Below are 15,652 nucleotides of genomic sequence, written 5' to 3'. Positions count from 1 at the left end.
AACGATTTTAAAAACATGGGGTGCGTAAATCAATGAAATATAAAAAAATGGTGGCAGTGACGTTAACAAGTACATTGTTCCTCGGTGCGTGTTCGTTTGACTTATCACAAAAAAGCGATACAACAGAAGTCATTACAGAAAGTGAACAAGGAAAAGAAGTCCAGGCCGTCGTCAGTCCGGCGATCGATACGACAGATTCTTATTACCGGACCGTGTTACCGTTTCGACCAAGTGTTGCACGCGGTATGACACAAAAACGTGTCAGCTCGCGCCTTGAGCTGGATGAAATCGAGACCGGCTTGATGCGGCATTCGACGCAATTCTTTGATCCGGAAAAATATTATTATCAAGAAGGTCAATTGCTGGAAGCAGATCAAATCGCCCAGTGGCTTTTGCGCAAAGGGAAAGCCGGAGATGGGGTCAGTGACCCGAACGGATTAAACCCGGCGTATACGACCGGAAAAACCTACAAAGAAAAAAATCAAAAGTCTCCTTTGATTCTATCGCACATCCTCGAGCAAGACTATATGTTGGAAGAAGATAAAAAGCTGGAGCTCGGAGGGACGTCAATCGCTCTCGTCTTAAACAGTGAGTATGTCTTCCAAGATGAGAATTATGGACCAACCTACACGGTCAAGCTGGATGAGAAAAAGGTCGTCGCGCAAGGGAAACAGATGGCGAACGAACTCGTGAAGAAGATGCGGAAAACGGAAGGCATGAAAACGACACCGATTCATGTGGCGTTGTACCTGCAAGAAAATGAAGGCTCACCGGTTTCCGGTCATTACTTGTCGTCTGCTTTCATCGGACGCGGGAACCAGATTAGTGCCAACGACTGGAAAAACTATGATGAAAAGTATTATTACTATCCGTCAAGTGCTGCAACCAATGATGTCCGCGATGATGCGGCCAAGTTTGATCTGTTCAAGGACCGTCTGGAAGACTACTTCCCGAACTACACCGGCATGATGGGGGAAGGGTTTTACCAAGAAGGTGAGCTGAAAAAACTGGAGATTAAGATTCCGGTTCAATTTTACGGAAAAGCAGAGCTTGTGGCGTTCATTCAGTACGTGACGTACCTGTTGGAAAACCGTTGGGAGTACAATCGTAATGTCCCGACGACGATTACCGTCACGAACCTGAACGGGGATACGGAAGCGATGCTGTTCATCGAGCCGGATACGAAAAAACCAATCGTCAAAATTCGTTGATTTCAGCGTTAGAAAAATGGCTCTTTGCGAAAGCGGGAGTCTTTTTTGCTACTTAATTACATCGATGGACTTGTTTGGATTTACGAAAGCTATCTTGGAGGAGCATAATAGAAAAGAAGCATAATGCGGATCAGGCGGATTGACGCTGAATTCGTCTGTTTTAATCCATTGTAAGGGAGAGAATTGCATGAAAGGTGGTATTTTTTCACAGATTAGTGCTGTCCGCGAAGAGTTGCCTTCTTCATCACGGAAAGTCGCTGATTTTGTTTTAGCGCATATGAACGAAATTGCGGGAATGACGATTCATCATTTAGCGGAAGAATCGGGGACAAGCGCGGCAGCCGTCGTCCGTTTTTGCCGGGCACTTGGTTTAAAAGGATATCCGGAATTGCGGATGCGGATTTCAGCCGATACGGCACGGACGGATTTGAAAGGGTATCACGATATCGAAAAAAATGAACGTCCGGCGGATCTGGTGGAAAAGACATTAAGCAACAGTATCCAAGCCTTGCAGGATACGGCGAAGCAGCTCAGTGAAAACCGGATTGCGCAAGCGACGGAAGTGTTGGATCAGGCACGGGCCATTTATTTTTATGGAATCGGGGCTTCCAACGTTGTCGCCTTAGATGCCGCACAAAAATGGACACGGGTCGGTAAATTGACGATTCAAGAATCCGACCAACATCTCGTTGCGACGATTCTTGCGAATGCCAGTCCGGATGATGTCTTTTTTGCGATTTCTTACAGCGGGGAAACGGAAGAAGTCGTCGAATTGATTCGTCTTGCCAAGATTCGCGGTTTGAAAGTCATCAGTTTGACGCGGTTTGGAGATAACCGGATCAGTCAGCTCGCAGACATCGCGTTATGGACGTCGCGCGCACCGGAAGCCCCGTTACGCAGTGCGGCCCTCAGTTCCCGGTTGGCACAGTTATTTGCGATTGATGTCTTGTTCTTGTCCTATGCGGCAGTACATTATGACGACACGATTGAGCGCCTTCAATATACACGGGAAAGCGTGAAGATGTTGCACAGCAAAAAATAGGAGGCGTACATAATGAAACAGACAGTGGAAGAGATGGTTGAGCAGTTATTTCCAGTCATGGTTGAACGGCGTCGTTATTTACATCAACACCCGGAACTGTCGTTTCATGAAGTCGACACACCACGGTTCATTGCTGAACGATTAACGGAACTTGGGATTGAAGTCCGAACCGGAGTGGGCGGACGAGGTGTCGTCGGGACAATCCGCGGTGGTCAACCGGGCAAAACGGTTGCGCTACGGGCTGACTTTGATGCCTTGCCGATCCAGGATGAAAAAGAAGTCGACTACCGGTCGACGGTTCCCGGTGCCATGCATGCCTGTGGTCATGACGGTCATACTGCCACGTTGTTGGCGGTTGCGGAAATCCTTGTCCGTCAAAAAGAACACTTGGCGGGAAATGTCGTATTGATTCATCAACACGCGGAAGAAGTCGTCCCGGGTGGAGCGCGTGACATGATTGCCGATGGTTGTTTAGACGGCGTCGACGTCATTTTCGGGACACATCTCTGGTCGACGACGAAGCTTGGTACCATCGGTTACCGTGTCGGTCCGGTCATGGCAGCAGCTGATAAATTTGAGCTGACGTTGTTTGGCCGCGGCGGACACGGGGCGAAACCACACGAAACGATTGATGCCGTCGTACTTGGAGCAACCGTCGTCAAGGAACTGCAAAGTATCGTCAGCCGACGACTTGATCCGTTGCAACAAGCTGTGTTGACGATTGGAACCCTCCATGCCGGGAACACGTTTAACGTCATCGCCGACAGTGCGGAATTGACCGGAACGGTTCGGACGTTTGATCCGCTCGTCGCCGATCAGATCGTCAAAGAGATGGAGCGGACGATCAAAGGCGTCTGTGACGCTGCAGGGGCAACATACGCGTTTCGGTACGAAAGAGGTTATCCGGCGGTCGTCAATCATCCGGCGGAAACGGAGCTGGTTCGTGCCGTCGCGTCGGACGTCGTCGGAGCAAATCAAGTCTTTGAGATTGCACCGACGATGGGTGGGGAAGACTTCGCGTATTACTTGCAACAGGTTCCGGGGACGTTTTTCTTTACCGGTGCAGGCGACGAAACGTTTTATCCGCACCACCATCCGAAATTTGATTTTGAAGAACAGGCGATGCAATATGCTGCCCGGATTCTAATCGAGGCGACGTTCCGTTATCTGGCGGAATGAGACGTGAAAAAGACACCCGTTTTTTGGTGATAGACCAAAAAACGGGTGTCTTTGATGTAGAGGGTGTCATGTACGGATGATTATAAAATTTCTTGAACCCGACCGACTTGTCCGTCTTCGAGACGGACTTTAATACCGTGCGGGTGATTCGGAGACTTCGTCAACAAATCTTTGACGATGCCTTCCGTCCGTTTGCCTGTCCGTTGATCCTGTTTTAACACGATACTGACTGTTTGTCCGATTTTGACGTTGGCTCGTTTTTTCCCATCCATGCCTTAATCGCTCCTTTTTAGTGATGATAGTTGTCAGTATATCATGCTTCTCCAAGCGAAACTTGTTTGAGGAAAATCCGTAAAGTGAAAAGAACAAAAGAATCGTTCTGAAAAAGTTTGACTATATTTGACCAATGGACTGACCAATTCTATAATTAAGATACAGAACAAAAGTTAAAGGAGTGATCAGAGTGGCGAAAGATTATTATCGAACGCTCGGCGTCGAGAAGACAGCCTCGAACCAGGAAATCAAGCGAGCGTATCGTAAGCTGGCAAAACAGTTTCATCCGGACGTCAACCAAGAGGCAAGCGCCGATCAACGGTTTAAAGATATTCAAGAAGCGTTTGATGTCCTCGGGGACGAAGAAAAACGGTCACAATATGACCGCTACGGCAGTAACTTCGAACGGATGGCTGGAGCAGGAGCGGGACAATCGGCAGATTATGACGATCTGTTCCGTCAATTTAATGGACGTCAATCACGACCGACCGGATCAGCCGGGCAATCGTTTGGTTTTGAAGACATGTTTGGCTCCTTCTTCAGTCAAGAGGAAGAAGCGACCGACGAGGAACTCGAGTTGACCGTTCCGCTCAGTCATCTCAGCACGAATGAGAAGGTGACGATTCGTTTGGCATCCGGTGCGATTCAAATGAGTCTTCCAAAAGATTTATATGACGGTAAAAAAGTCCGGTTGCGCGGAAAAAGTTCGATGCGGAACCGAAAAGGTGTTGCTGGGGACGTGTATGTAACAATCCATCTCAAAGATGATGATCATTTCCGCCGCCAGGAAACGGATGTCATCTCGACCGTCCGCGTATATCCGACGGTATTTGTCCTAGGAGGCGAAGTTGTAGCGGATACGTTGGAAGGAAAACGAGTGAAGCTGAAAATCAAGCCGGGCACAAAACCGGGGGCACGTCTCCGGATTCCGAATCGTGGACTCAGCAATCGAGAGGGTCATCGGGGAGCCTTGCTTGTTCAACTGGAAGTAAAACTTCCGGAAATGGATCCAGCGTTTTATGAAGAATGGGAAAATCGTTTATCTGTGAAGGAGTGACGTGAAATGGATTTCGAAAAATTGACAGATCGCGCGCATGAGGCAATCGTATCGGCACAAGCGATTGCCAAACAACGTCGACACAGTGAGATTACGGAATGGCATCTCTTACTCGCCTTACTTTCTCAGGAGGAAGGAATTGCCCGTATCGTTTTTGAGAAGCTCGATCAACGGATTGATCAGTTGGAGACCGGAATCAACGAAGCAATCGGGCGATTACCGGCACTTGCTCAATCCTCGACTCCGCGCATCAGCAACTCCTTGTTGCAAGTCTTGACGGAAGCGGAAACAGAAGCCAGATTGATGCAGGATGAGTATGTTTCGGTTGAACATTTACTGCTGGGGCTGATCAAGCAATCAAGTCCAGCGACCCAGTACTTGCGTAGCCAAGGCGTGACGGAACAGCTGCTTCGTGAAGCCATCATCGAGATGCGCGGGAACCGGAAAGTGACGACCAAAAATCCTGAAGCGACCTTTGATGTCCTCAAGAAATACGGGCGCGACCTCGTTGCTGATTTTCGATCGGGTAAAACGGATCCTGTCATTGGACGGGATGATGAGATTCGTCGGGTGATCCGCATCCTCAGCCGCAAAACAAAAAATAATCCTGTCTTGATCGGGGAGCCGGGTGTCGGGAAAACGGCAATCGTCGAAGGACTGGCACAACGGATTGTCCGGGGTGATGTGCCGGAAAGTCTGAAGAATAAACAATTGTTCAGTCTCGATATGAGTACGCTTGTCGCCGGTGCCAAATACCGGGGCGAGTTTGAAGAACGGTTGCAGGCCGTCCTGAATGAAGTGAAAGAAGCGGAAGGTCAGATTCTGTTATTCATTGATGAACTGCATACGATTGTCGGAGCCGGAAAGACGGACGGGGCAATGGATGCCGGGAACATGTTAAAACCGATGCTTGCCCGCGGAGAGTTACATTGTATCGGAGCGACGACGCTGGATGAGTATCGTAAATACATCGAAAAAGATCCGGCACTCGAACGCCGGTTCCAACAAGTCCTTGTGGCGGAACCGGATGTCGAAGATACGATTTCGATTTTACGCGGCTTAAAGGAACGGTTTGAGATTCACCATGGTGTCCGGATTCATGACAATGCCCTCGTCGCAGCAGCAATCCTGTCAGATCGCTACATCACGGACCGGTTCATGCCGGATAAAGCGATTGATCTTGTGGATGAAGCCTGTGCGATGATTCGGACCGATATGGAATCGATGCCGGCAGAACTCGACTCGTTGGTCCGACGGGTGATGCAGCTCGAAATCGAAGAGGCGGCACTGAAAAAAGAAACCGATGACGCCTCACGCAAACGACTCGAGATTTTACAACAGGAACTCAGTTCTGTCCGCGAAGATGAAAGTGCACTTCGGACACGTTGGCAACGTGAAAAAGACAGCTCGCAAAATGTCCAACAATTGCGGGCAGATCTTGAAAAAGCGAAATTGGCCCTGCAAGAAGCAGAAGGACGATATGATTTAAATACAGCGTCTGAAATCAAGTACGGTCAGATTCCAGCACTTGAGAATCAGTTGAAAGTAGCGGAAGAATCGGCAGAGCATGTCTCGCATGAATTAGTCCGTGAGGCGGTGACGGACGAAGAAATTGCAGATATCGTCTCGAAGTGGACAGGAATCCCCGTGACCCGTTTGGCACAAGGGGAACGAGAAAAGCTGTTATATCTGGAAGAGACGCTTCATGAACGGGTCTTCGGTCAGGATGAAGCGGTCCGGCTGGTCTCGGACGCCGTCATTCGGGCACGGGCTGGCATCAAGGACCCGAATCGTCCAATCGGTTCCTTCTTATTCCTTGGTCCGACCGGTGTCGGGAAAACAGAACTGGCGAAAGCACTTGCGGCAGCGATGTTCGACAGTGAAGACCACATCGTCCGGATTGACATGTCGGAGTATATGGAAAAACACAATGTCTCTCGTCTCGTCGGTGCGCCTCCGGGCTACGTCGGTTACGAAGAAGGCGGTCAGTTGACGGAAGCCGTCCGTCGCAGTCCGTATTCGGTTCTGTTGTTTGATGAAATTGAGAAAGCACACGGCGACGTCTTTAACATCCTGTTACAGGTCTTGGACGACGGCCGTTTAACGGATGCGCAGGGACGGGTCGTTGATTTTAAAAATACGATTGTCATCATGACGTCGAATATCGGAGCGAACATTTTGCTCGAAGCGGCGAAGGACGGGGAAATCGATGCGGCGGAAGAGGAAGCTGTTCGCCAGGAATTGAAAAATTATTTCCGACCGGAATTTTTAAACCGGATTGATGATACGATTCTGTTCCATCCGCTTCACCGGGCGGAAATCGAACGAATCATTGATAAAGCAGTCAGCAAAATGAGTGATCGTCTGTCGGGTCGTGAGATTACGATTGATGTGACGGAAGCGGCAAAAACGTTGATTTTCAATGAAGCCTTCGAACCTCAATATGGTGCACGTCCCATCAACCGTTATATTCAACGGACGATCGAGACGAAACTCGCACGCGCTTTAATCAGTGGAGCAATCCAAGACGGATCGCACGTCGCGATTGATACAGACGGGACAGAATTGATCATTCGATAAGGACTACAGGCAGGGGCTGACTCACAAGTCGATCTCTACACAGGCAAGGGTGGCAGATGATAATTCTGCCACCCTTGTCTCGTTCAAAAGAAATTCACTCGCTTCATGCGACTCCGAAGTATAAGCTTGTGTCTCGCTTGAGGAAAGCGCGTGAAAAAAAGAGTGATTCCTCTTTGAGACATTTCTTTTTTTGACGACGACAGTTGAAAAAGAAGAACGGTCATATCTCGTTTCCAAAAAGCATGATAAGCTAGTGAAAACGACAGGAAGAGGGACTTTAATGAACGTAACGCAACAACAACTAGAAGAATTAATTGCGGAATGTCGCCCGTATACGGTGCTTGGACAAGTGGCAAGTTATATTCCGGAACTGGCAAAGTCGGAACCGACACAGCTCGGAATCGCGGTTTGTAATGCAGACGGGACGTTTGTGTCTGCCGGTGATGCGGAAACGATGTTTACATTACAAAGTGTTTCCAAGATTATCACACTGGCCTTTGTCCTAGAGACATTTGGCGAGGATTATGTGTTCTCGAAAGTCGGGATGGAACCGACCGGCGATGCGTTCAACTCGATTGCGAAACTCGAGGAGACGATTCCGACGAAGCCGCTTAATCCGATGATCAACGCAGGGGCGCTTGCCGTCACGAGTATGTTGCCGGGAGAAGATGCGGCGGACAAGTTAAATCAACTGCGTCAATTCATTGCCGACCTGCTCGACATCGAACTGGATATGGTCAAATACGACGCAGAAGTTGCAAAATCTGAATTTGAAACGACGGATTTGAACCGGGCGTTGCTCTACTTTATGCGTTATCATGGAGTCATTGAAGGAAATGTTGAAGAAATCATCGATGTGTATACCAAACAGTGTGCGATTTTAACGAACTGTAAGGGTCTGGCGATGATGGGCAAGATTTTAAGTCAATCCGGGAAAACTCCTTCGGGAAGACAAGTCATTTCCCGTCGGAACGCGCGGATCATCCGGGCAATCATGACGACTTGCGGCATGTACGATGCTTCGGGTGAATTTTCGGTTCAAGTCGGATTACCCGGAAAGAGTGGGGTCTCCGGTGCGATTGTTGCGTGTGGTCGAAGTGATTTTGACATGGCGGATCTTGGCATTGGTATCTTCGGACCGGCACTGGATTTGAAAGGAAATTCAATCGCCGGAACAAAAATGCTTGAATTGCTTGTCCAACGCCACCCTTAAGCGAACGAAAGTTGATCGAGCATCTTCGCTAACTTTCGTTCGAGACGTGTGACTTCTTTAGCTTGATCCGGCGCTTGCGCGACCGGTGGGCTGAAGAGACGCCAGCGTTCTAAACGATTGTACGTATCGTTGACGTCACCCAGTTGAGTCTGAATGCGTTTAAGTCGTTCGACAGTGGTCTTTTGGACATCCGTGTAAGGACGCAAATATTCTACCGTATATCTGTAGAACTTCGTCGCAAGACGCAGTTCGTGCATCATCTGAATCCGTTTTGACCCTTCCTTATGTTGGACTTTTTCGTAGTTCAATTTCTTTTTATCAAACCGATTTTCAGCGGTTTGAAGCAACTCCTTTTCATGGATGCGTTTCAACTGTTTGGTCAAAGGACCTGCCAGGAAGCGGCGGACCGAACGATCCAGTTCATTTGAAATCAACAGATGCATCGTTTCAATCAATGTCGCGCGTTTTCCTTGCAACTGCAAGGCGAGATGTTCGGCAAACAATTGTTCAATCGGTGATTTGACGGATTGCTGGCTCAGTTGAACGTCCAAGTCCCGGACTTGCCCGAACGCATGCATCAGACGTTTCCAAATGAGATAAATCGGTTCTTCCGTTTGATCGAGTAACTTGGCGAACGTAATCAATTTCCGCAGACGAATCCGGGCCTGGTGTACATCCTCCGGATTTTTAAAGGTTTGTGCTTCTTTGGCATAATGATTAAACGTCGACCAGGTTTCCAGCAATTCAAAGGTTAAATTTTCGACATCACGATGATTCATCTGAATCCCTCCTTATGTGTTTTACGTAGAACAGACGACGGCAATGACCGTTGATTAAAAATAGGGCGAATGTGTTGCCCTGGAATGTGGTGGAACAATGTTAGAGACAACTACGCTATCCGGAAAGATTCAGCAATTCATGAAAATCTTCTTTCCGATTCTGGTCACACAGGTAGCGTTTTACTTAATTAGTTTTTTTGATACTGTCATGGCGGGTCGTTACGGATCAGCTGATTTGGCAGGTGTCGGCGTCGGAGCAAGTTTGTGGGCGCCTGTTTATACCGGATTGACCGGTATTTTATTGGCTGTTGCGCCACTCGTCTCTCAGGCGATGGGTGCCCGGAAGGAACGGGAAGTCAAACGAATCGTCATCCAGGCACTGTATGTGTCGATTGTCATCATTCTGCTGACGGTGGTCCTTGGATTTTTACTCGTCAACCCGATTTTAAATCAGATGGAGTTATCCGATACCGCGCGCCACGTGGCTCGTGTCTATCTCATCATGTTAGGTTTTGGTATCATTCCGATGTTTGTCTTTTTTGTCCTGCGTACCCTGATTGATTCGTTAGGGAAATCAAACATCACGATGACGTTATTATTATTCTCTTTACCCATTAATGTCGCTTTCAATTATCTGTTCATCTTCGGAAAGTTTGGTTTTCCTGAGCTGGGCGGAATCGGTGCCGGAGTGGCGACGGCCATCACGTATTGGATTTTATGTCTCGCGGTCATCGGCGTCGTCTTAAAAGGAGAACTGTTCCAGCGTCTCGGGATTCTCCGGCGTTTCTACAAACCGGATCTCAAACGGATCAAGGAATTGATTTTGCTGGGTGCACCGATCGGATTGGCGATTTTTTCAGAAGTCAGTATCTTTTCAGCTGTCACGTTGCTGCTCGGCGCTTACGGCGATGTCGTCATCGGGGCCTATCAAGCTGCAATCAACTTCGCTTCCTTCGTCTATATGATTCCGCTCTCTGCCGCCTCGGCATTGACGATCACGGTTGGATTTGAGGTAGGGGCAAAACGAGTCAAGGATGCCGTGCAATATGTCTGGATCGGCTTGTTGCTGTGTCTCGCCGTCTCTTTATTTTCAGGGGCGTTGCTCTACGTTCAAAACGAACAGATTGCTGCCTTGTACAGTAATGATCCGGCTGTCATCAAAATGGCTGCCCACTTCATGATCCTTGCGATTTTCTTTCAGTTATCGGATGCGATCGCCGCTCCGACCCAAGGAGCGTTGCGCGGCTTCAAAGACGTTAATGTCACCTTCATTTTGACGATTACCGCTTACTGGGTCATCGGCTTGCCGCTTGGATTCTACTTTGAGCGTTTTACAGCGCTTGGACCAGACGGGTATTGGTGGGGACTGATCATCGGACTTGCCGTTGGCGCGGGTCTTCTATTACTCCGCTTAATGCATCTCGTCAGAAAATCGAAGGAGGTTGCAGAATGAAAATCAACAAACAACGCATCATCACGATTGCGAAAGTCATTTTGCCGATCGTCTTGATTGCTTTCATTTTCTATCAGGGACAAAACGAATTAAAAAGTTTGTCTTTAAAAGAATCGATTCGGGCAATTCAGCAAATTCCGTCTTGGGAATTTATTTTATTGATTCTCGCGGGATTGGCAGCTGTCGCGACGATGTTCTTTTATGATGTGTTCTTATTACGCTCCCTCCAAGTTAAAGTACCGCTTGGATTGGTATTTCGGGCGTCGTGGATCGCCAATTCGTTTAACGGCATCATCGGTTTCGGTGGACTGGCGGGGATTGGCGTTCGTTCAGCACTGTATCGTCCCTTTGTTGAAGGGACCCGGTTGCTGAAGGCGATTGGATGGATGGCACCGACATTGATCAGCGGATTGTCCATCTTATCTGCCTTGTCCTTGCTGAACATTTTCCCGGCATTTGAAGTGTTGGATCTGAAAAAATGGTTATGGCCGGTCATTATCGGTGTGGCCTTTTTCTTCCCGGTTTATCTGCTGTTTACGTTCCGACGGGGGAGCAGCAGCATCCGTCCGTCTTCGATTGCACTGTATTCGTTAGTGTCACTCGCGGAATGGTTCAGTGCCGGAGTCGTCGTCTACTTCATCTTGGCGGCGCTCGGAACGGATGTCAGCTTTTCGAAAGTCATGGGCGTCTTTATCATCGCAGCGACAGCTGGATTGATTTCGATGGTTCCCGGAGGATTTGGTTCGTTCGATTTGGTCTTTTTAATCGGAATGCAACGCGCCGGTGTCGAAGAAGGGATTGTCTTGACGGGACTGTTGATTTATCGACTGGTCTATTACTTGATTCCGTTTGTGATTGGTGTGATTTTCTCGGCACGTGAATTCAGTGGTCCGGTCGTCAAAATGATTGAAGACAAACCGATTGTTGGACCGTCCGTTGAAGTCGGAGGAGTCATCTGGCGGCTTCAATTACGCTTTTTAAGTAAGGTGCGGCACTTTACGCTCGCCTTGATTACGTTACTTGCCGGAATTACGATTTGGGGACTGGCGATTTTACCGCCTAACTCTACTCAATATGAATACCTGGAGGCCCGTCTGCCGCATGAGTTATTATTGCTTGCCAACAGTTTCTTTTTAATGGGCGGCCTTCTCTATGTGTTACTCGCACCATCCTTATACCGGCGGACAAAACGTTCGTTGTATATGGTATATGGAGCATCGGTCTTTGCCCTCATCGGGATGGCTCTCCGTGGATTTAATCTGATTTCGTTGTCCATCGTCCTGATTGTTCTCATCCTGGTGATGATGTCGCGGAACGCGTTTCAACGGGAACGGACTTTGATCACGACGACACGGCTGATTCGTTCGGCAATTGCCGGATTTTTATACATCGGCGGCTTCATCTTTTTTGGATACGCCTTTTATACACTCGGTTCTGCAGATGGAACAAAAGTCTACCCGGCACATGAAATTTTTATGTTCGCGGCGAGTGCCTCGATCTTTGCCCTGGTCTACACGCTGGTGTTCATCCGTTTGTTCAATACATTTAATCAACCGGTATTGGGAGAAAAGTTAGATGAACAAAAAGTGCGGCAGGTTTTGGCAGAGCAAGGTGGAAACTACTTAAGTCATCTGGCTTTTTTAGGGGACAAACGATTTTTCTTCTCGGAATCCAATCGTTCGTTCATCCAGTTCAGTCAGACGGGCAATCGAATCATGATGCTCGGTGATCCGAGCGGTGATCCGGAAGAACATTCACAACTGATTGCTTGTTTTTTACGCCGGGTTGAAGACTTGGGCTACATCCCGAATATCTATCAGATTCAAGCGCAAAATATGTCGTTGTATCACGATTTTGGCTTCAACTTCTTTAAACTGGGTGAAGAAGCCATCGTCGATATTACAAGCTTCACGGTCTCAGGGAAAAAGCGAGCCGGATTGCGCTCGATTAAAAATCGTTTTGAGCGGGAGGAAATGACGTTTGATGTTATTTCGCCTCCCTTTACAGAAGAGTTCCTGCACCAATTGCGTGATGTCTCGGATGAGTGGTTAGGTGGAAAGTCTGAAAAAGGATTTTCGCTAGGTTATTTTAAGGAAACCTATCTGAACCAAGCGCCGATTGGTGTGATGCGGGATGCAGAGGGACAGATGCTTGGTTTCATGACTTTCATGCCCGCTTACCAAGAAGGTGTTTTGTCGATTGATTTGATGCGTTTTCGTCCGGACGGACCAAATGGTATCATGGACGCGATGTTCATCCGCTTGTTCGATTATGCGAAAGACAATGGCTATCATACGTTCAATATGGGGATGGCGCCGTTATCGTCAGTCGGAGAGGACGAGACGTCCTTTTGGCAGGAGCGGGTTGCAGCAGACGTCTTTAATAACATCCGGTATATGTACAGTTTCACCGGCTTAAGACGGTACAAAGAAAAATATGATCCGAAGTGGGAAGGACGTTATCTCGCTTACCGGAAACGCCAATCTTTGACGATGGCGATCCTGAAAGTAACACGTCTCATCTCGAAGAAAAAAGATCGGATTTTATTGCCATAACCACTCAAGAAGGATTGCTTCCGAGGCAGTCGCTATACAAAATAGGACTGACTCAAAAGTCAGTCTCTCCAAAGGTAAGGGTGGCAGAATGATAATCTGCCACCCTTATCTCGTAAAAAAGAATTACTCGTTACACGCAATTCCTAGAGGAAAGGGCGTGAAAAGACGAGTGATTCTTTTTTGAATCATCTTCATTTTTCTATTCACGATTAAATGTATAAAGGTCTATACAACTAGAATAAATCACGTTATACTGGGGAAGAAGAAACATTGACGGCCGGAATCATGAACCGAAAGGGAGCGAAAACATGACAAGTATCATTCATGCAGAAATTTATACAGGTCAGACGATCATTCACGACGGCTACATCCGATTCGATCATGTCATCGAAGAAATCGGTGAGATGACGGAGTATATTCCACGTGAAGAGACAGTCATCGATTTAAAAGGAAAACGGTTGATACCGGGCATGATTGATATTCATGTCCATGGCGGATACGATGTCGACACGATGGATGCGAGCCGGGAAGGATTGGTTCGTTTCAGTGAAGCGATGCTTGCGGAAGGTGTCACTTCCTTTTTTGCGACGACGATCACCCAAGACTGGGACCAGATTACGAAAGCCTTGGAAGTCGCGGGGGAGGTCATAGCTTCTCGCCAAACGACGATCGAGGGAATCCATCTCGAAGGACCGTTCATCAATCCGGAATATGCCGGTGCACAGCCTTTGGAATACATCGTGGAACCGAGCGTCGAACAGTTCCTGAACTGGCAAGAGGCTTCCGGTAATCAAATCAAACTGGTCACGTATGCGCCGGAACGACCGGGCGCACGGGCATTTGAAGCAGCCGTCCGAGAAACAGGGGCGATTCCTTCTGCCGGTCATACAGACGCGACGTTTGAACAAAATCGTTCTGGTGCGGTCACGCACGGAACACATCTTTACAATCAGATGCGGGCCTTGCATCACCGTGAACCGGGGACGGTCGGGTACTGTCTGTTAGAGCGGACGGTGTTCGCCGAGATTATTCCGGACGGCATCCACAGTTCAAAAGAGATGGTCGAATTCGCTTACCGGATGAAAGGTCCGGAACGATTGACAGTCATCACTGATGCCATGCGGGCAAAAGGTTTAGCGGACGGAGAGTATGAATTAGGCGGACAGGCGGTATATGTGAAGGACGGAGCTGCGCGGCTCGCGACTGGCAATTTAGCAGGAAGTGTTTTGACGATGGATCAGGCGCTTCGCAATATCATTGCGTTTACCGGCTGTTCACTGGAACAAGCCGTGCAAATGACATCGGTCAATCAAGCGGAAGAGTTTGGTCTGACACAAAAAGGGCGGCTTGAACAAGGCAAAGATGCGGATTTTGTTGTGTTAAGTCCTGATTTGGAAGTGGAACAGACGATTCACCGCGGGACGATTCATCAATTTAGAGGACAAGAGGGGGAATAACGGATGAAATGGATGATTGTAAAAAAAGCAGAAGAACTAGCAAACGTTTCTTACCAGTTAATGAAGCAGGAGATTCTGAGACATCCGGAAGGCTTGACGATCGGACTTGCGACAGGCAGTTCACCACTTGGTGTGTATGAAGAGTGGCGTCAAGATGAACTGGATTGCCGTCACGTGACGACCGTCAATCTCGACGAGTATGTCGGCCTCAGTCCGGACCATCCGCATAGTTACCATACGTTCATGAAGGAGCATCTCTTTGATACGGTGACGTTCAAGGAATCGTATTTGCCGATTGGCAACACGGCGGATTCTCATCAGGAAAGTGAACGGTACGAACAACTCGTCCGAACAGTAGGAATCGATATTCAACTGCTTGGGATCGGATCAAATGGACATATCGCCTTTAATGAGCCGGGGACACCGTTTGACGCAAAAACACATGTGACAGAATTAACGGAATCGACGCGGATGGCGAATCAACGATTTTTTGATCGGTTGGAAGATGTCCCGACAGAAGCGATTACGATGGGAATCGGAACGATCATGGAAGCGAAGAAAATCTTGCTTGTCGCATCCAGTGAACGAAAAGCGGAAGCGGTTCGGGACATGATGGAAGGACCGGCGACAGTCGATTGTCCGGCGACGATTTTACAACGGCATGCGGATGTCATGGTTGTTCTCGATGAAGAAGCAGCCAGTTTATTATCAGAGGAAGCCAAGCGGACAGGGCGGGCAGCCTATACGAATTTCATGAAATGAGTCAGATAAACGTTCTTTTCGTCAATGCCTTCGGTATTTGCGACAGGGAACGTTTTTTTGTTTACCGAAGTAACTTTTGTTCAACGTCAAA

The 15,652-nt window shown here is 48.3% G+C and carries 12 protein-coding genes; 10 read left to right on the top strand and 2 right to left on the bottom strand.

Going from position 1 to position 15,652, the window contains the following annotated elements; translation table 11 throughout:
- Positions 1-32: 32 nt before the first annotated feature.
- The 3 genes from KNP87_RS10690 (at position 33) to KNP87_RS10680 (ending at position 3,432) form a co-directional block, all read left to right on the top strand.
- On the top strand, positions 33-1,211 hold the full coding sequence (locus KNP87_RS10690) for a CamS family sex pheromone protein (protein ID WP_214721641.1): 1,179 nt from the start codon (positions 33-35) through the stop codon (positions 1,209-1,211).
- A 187-nt stretch (positions 1,212-1,398) separates the two neighbouring features.
- Positions 1,399-2,253, top strand: coding sequence for a MurR/RpiR family transcriptional regulator (locus tag KNP87_RS10685; protein WP_026833955.1), 855 nt, complete (start codon positions 1,399-1,401; stop codon positions 2,251-2,253).
- Between the two features lie 12 nt (positions 2,254-2,265).
- Complete coding sequence (locus KNP87_RS10680; protein ID WP_214721640.1) at positions 2,266-3,432, top strand: amidohydrolase; 1,167 nt, start codon at positions 2,266-2,268, stop codon at positions 3,430-3,432.
- Positions 3,433-3,512: 80 nt separating this feature from the next.
- Here the strand turns inward: KNP87_RS10680 and KNP87_RS10675 are convergent, their stop codons facing one another.
- A complete protein-coding gene (locus KNP87_RS10675) occupies positions 3,513-3,704 on the bottom strand; it encodes a YwbE family protein (RefSeq protein WP_214721639.1) in 192 nt (63 codons plus the stop codon).
- Between the two features lie 191 nt (positions 3,705-3,895).
- Here KNP87_RS10675 and KNP87_RS17375 point away from each other — a divergent pair, with 191 nt between their 5' ends.
- The 3 genes from KNP87_RS17375 (at position 3,896) to glsA (ending at position 8,555) form a co-directional block, all read left to right on the top strand.
- Positions 3,896-4,762, top strand: a complete 867-nt coding sequence (locus KNP87_RS17375) for a DnaJ C-terminal domain-containing protein (RefSeq protein ID WP_214721638.1) — start codon at positions 3,896-3,898, stop codon at positions 4,760-4,762.
- A gap of 6 nt (positions 4,763-4,768) precedes the next feature.
- Entirely contained in the window at positions 4,769-7,342 is a 2,574-nt protein-coding gene (gene clpB / locus KNP87_RS10665) for an ATP-dependent chaperone ClpB (RefSeq protein ID WP_028106980.1), read from the top strand.
- Positions 7,343-7,622: 280 nt separating this feature from the next.
- Positions 7,623-8,555 (top strand): glutaminase A, encoded by a 933-nt coding sequence (gene glsA / locus KNP87_RS10660; RefSeq protein WP_026833950.1) that lies wholly within the window; start codon positions 7,623-7,625, stop codon positions 8,553-8,555.
- On the opposite strand, the gene KNP87_RS10655 is transcribed toward glsA, so the two are convergent.
- Positions 8,552-9,334 (bottom strand): CHAD domain-containing protein, encoded by a 783-nt coding sequence (locus KNP87_RS10655; RefSeq protein WP_214721637.1) that lies wholly within the window; start codon positions 9,332-9,334, stop codon positions 8,552-8,554. The genes glsA and KNP87_RS10655 overlap by 4 nt on opposite strands.
- A 97-nt stretch (positions 9,335-9,431) precedes the next feature.
- On the opposite strand from KNP87_RS10655, the gene KNP87_RS10650 reads away from it, so the two are divergent.
- From KNP87_RS10650 to nagB, 4 genes are all read left to right on the top strand, one after another.
- Entirely contained in the window at positions 9,432-10,787 is a 1,356-nt protein-coding gene (locus KNP87_RS10650; RefSeq protein WP_214721636.1) for an MATE family efflux transporter, read from the top strand.
- Positions 10,784-13,342, top strand: coding sequence for a bifunctional lysylphosphatidylglycerol flippase/synthetase MprF (mprF, locus tag KNP87_RS10645; RefSeq protein ID WP_214721635.1), 2,559 nt, complete (start codon positions 10,784-10,786; stop codon positions 13,340-13,342). Before KNP87_RS10650 ends, mprF begins: the two co-directional genes overlap by 4 nt.
- A gap of 308 nt (positions 13,343-13,650) precedes the next feature.
- On the top strand, positions 13,651-14,799 hold the full coding sequence (gene nagA, locus KNP87_RS10640) for an N-acetylglucosamine-6-phosphate deacetylase (protein WP_214721634.1): 1,149 nt from the start codon (positions 13,651-13,653) through the stop codon (positions 14,797-14,799).
- 3 nt (positions 14,800-14,802) lie between these two features.
- On the top strand, positions 14,803-15,561 hold the full coding sequence (gene nagB / locus KNP87_RS10635) for a glucosamine-6-phosphate deaminase (protein ID WP_214721633.1): 759 nt from the start codon (positions 14,803-14,805) through the stop codon (positions 15,559-15,561).
- Positions 15,562-15,652 lie beyond the last annotated feature (91 nt).

The sequence above is a fragment of the Exiguobacterium sp. s192 genome, from assembly GCF_018618795.1.
GTDB lineage: Bacteria > Bacillota > Bacilli > Exiguobacteriales > Exiguobacteriaceae > Exiguobacterium_A > Exiguobacterium_A undae.
The sequence above is the reverse complement of the archived record's forward strand: the minus strand, read 5'-3'. Positions and strand labels throughout refer to the sequence as shown.